The organism is Shewanella sp. 11B5, assembly GCF_002836795.1.
Taxonomy (GTDB): Bacteria; Pseudomonadota; Gammaproteobacteria; order Enterobacterales; family Shewanellaceae; genus Shewanella; species Shewanella frigidimarina.
In genome coordinates this window covers 1-1,682 of the sequence record NZ_PJAP01000813.1, presented here as the reverse complement: position 1 = coordinate 1,682, position 1,682 = coordinate 1, and the positions used below count along the sequence as shown (strand labels likewise).

Here is a 1,682-nt window from a genome sequence, read left to right as displayed (position 1 = left end):
CATCAAGGTGAACTTATCTGCCAAAAAGACAGCTTTTTAGCGGCAGCTTTAGGTACGCAAGTGAGTATGAAGTTTAATAAACGTTTAGGGACCGGTTTTTTTGGTGGGGAAGGATTTATTCTACAAAGCCTAAAAGGCGATGGCATGGCGTTTGTGCATGCTGGTGGGACATTGATTAAAAAAGAATTACACGGTGAGACATTGCGGGTCGATACCGGTTGTTTAGTGGGGTTCACTCCTGGAATTGATTATGACATACAACGTGCAGGCTCATTAAAGTCGATGGTATTTGGTGGTGAAGGTTTGTTCCTTGCAACCTTAAAAGGCCATGGAACTGTGTGGTTACAAAGCTTACCGTTTTCTCGTATGGCTGACAGAATCATTGCTCATGCACCATCAAGTGGTGGCAAAGACCAAGGTGAAGGTTCTGTACTTGGCGGAATAGGTCGAATGATTAACTAATTCTGACATTGCGCGATCTTTTCACTGTGCCGTTAGTATTCGAGCTCAGACTATTACAGCAAATTGTATTGACTTAGTCTGAGCTGTCTTTAGGAGATTTTTTAGAATGTTTACTGGTCGGCTGACGAGCTGGTCTGTTTTAACTTAAGGTTACCCATGTAAGGTCATCAATCTAACGTTATTATTTTAAGATTGTTAATTGCATAATATGTTGGTATTGCAACGGTGTGACGGGCTGAACACTCAAGCGGGCACCTTTAGCCACTAATACCATATCTTGCAGTGCGAGATCTGCTTTCAATTGTTTCAAGCTCACTGGTTTAGAAAATTTGGCCATAAATTGGATATCGACTTGCCACCATCGAGGCGTATTAGTGTTAGATTTTACATCATAATACGGTGAACGGTTATCAAAAGCACTGATATCGATTTGTGCATCACTGCTAATTTTTGCTAAACCCACAATGGCAGGTACTTTACAGCTAGAGTGGTAAAACAACACTACATCGCCTAAGGCGATTTGATCGCGAATGTAATTACGTGCTTGATAGTTACGAATACCCTGCCAAGCAACGGTTTGCTGCTCACTCATCTGTAGATTATCAATACTAAAGTCGTCTGGTTCAGACTTCATTAACCAATAGTTCATGTGATCCCATTACTGTCTTTAAAGAGGCTGAATAACCTTTTAGCGCTTAAGAATGGCAATGTACACGTTGCTGATGCAATTAGGCAAATAAAAAGCCGATAGTATTATGCTATCGGCTTTTTAGAACAGTGGTCATTCAACGGTTATTAATGAATGTTAATAAGTTGGTTTGGCAATAACAGTTTGGCCGATAGGGGTTAAACTTAACAGGGCCAACTTAAGATGCTGTAACGCGAAAGGAATACCTATAATCGTTACAAAACAAGCCAGAGCATGGGCTAGATGACCAATCGCGAGCCAAATACCAAAGCACAAAAACCAGATGACATTACCCACCAAACCTAACGTGCCAGTGCCAATATCTTCTTGGCCTGAAATGTGTTTTCGGTTAACGGTTTCTTGTCCAAATGGCCAGAAAGCAAGTTCGCCAATGACAAAACAAGCACGACCAAATGGGATACCAATGATACTGATAAAGCACAGTACCCCTACAAACCACCAGGCTAGTCCCATGACAAAACCACCCATTAAAAACCAAGCAATATTAAAGATTAAGCGTAAAAGTGACATT

Annotated in this window: 3 protein-coding genes; 1 reads left to right on the top strand and 2 read right to left on the bottom strand. The window is 41.1% G+C overall.

Going from position 1 to position 1,682, the window contains the following annotated elements; genetic code table 11:
• On the top strand, positions 1-462 hold a 462-nt coding region (locus tag CXF78_RS16700), incomplete at its 5' end, for an AIM24 family protein (RefSeq protein ID WP_145991519.1).
• 181 nt (positions 463-643) lie between these two features.
• On the opposite strand, the gene CXF78_RS16695 is transcribed toward CXF78_RS16700, so the two are convergent.
• Together CXF78_RS16695 and CXF78_RS16690 are read right to left on the bottom strand one after the other, a co-directional pair.
• The gene (locus CXF78_RS16695; RefSeq protein ID WP_011637778.1) at positions 644-1,111 is read right to left on the bottom strand and encodes an EVE domain-containing protein; all 468 of its coding nucleotides are present in this window, start codon (positions 1,109-1,111) and stop codon (positions 644-646) included.
• A gap of 156 nt (positions 1,112-1,267) precedes the next feature.
• Positions 1,268-1,681: a YccF domain-containing protein gene (locus CXF78_RS16690; protein ID WP_011637777.1), complete on the bottom strand. Its 414-nt coding sequence runs from the start codon at positions 1,679-1,681 to the stop codon at positions 1,268-1,270.
• Position 1,682: the final 1 nt, after the last annotated feature.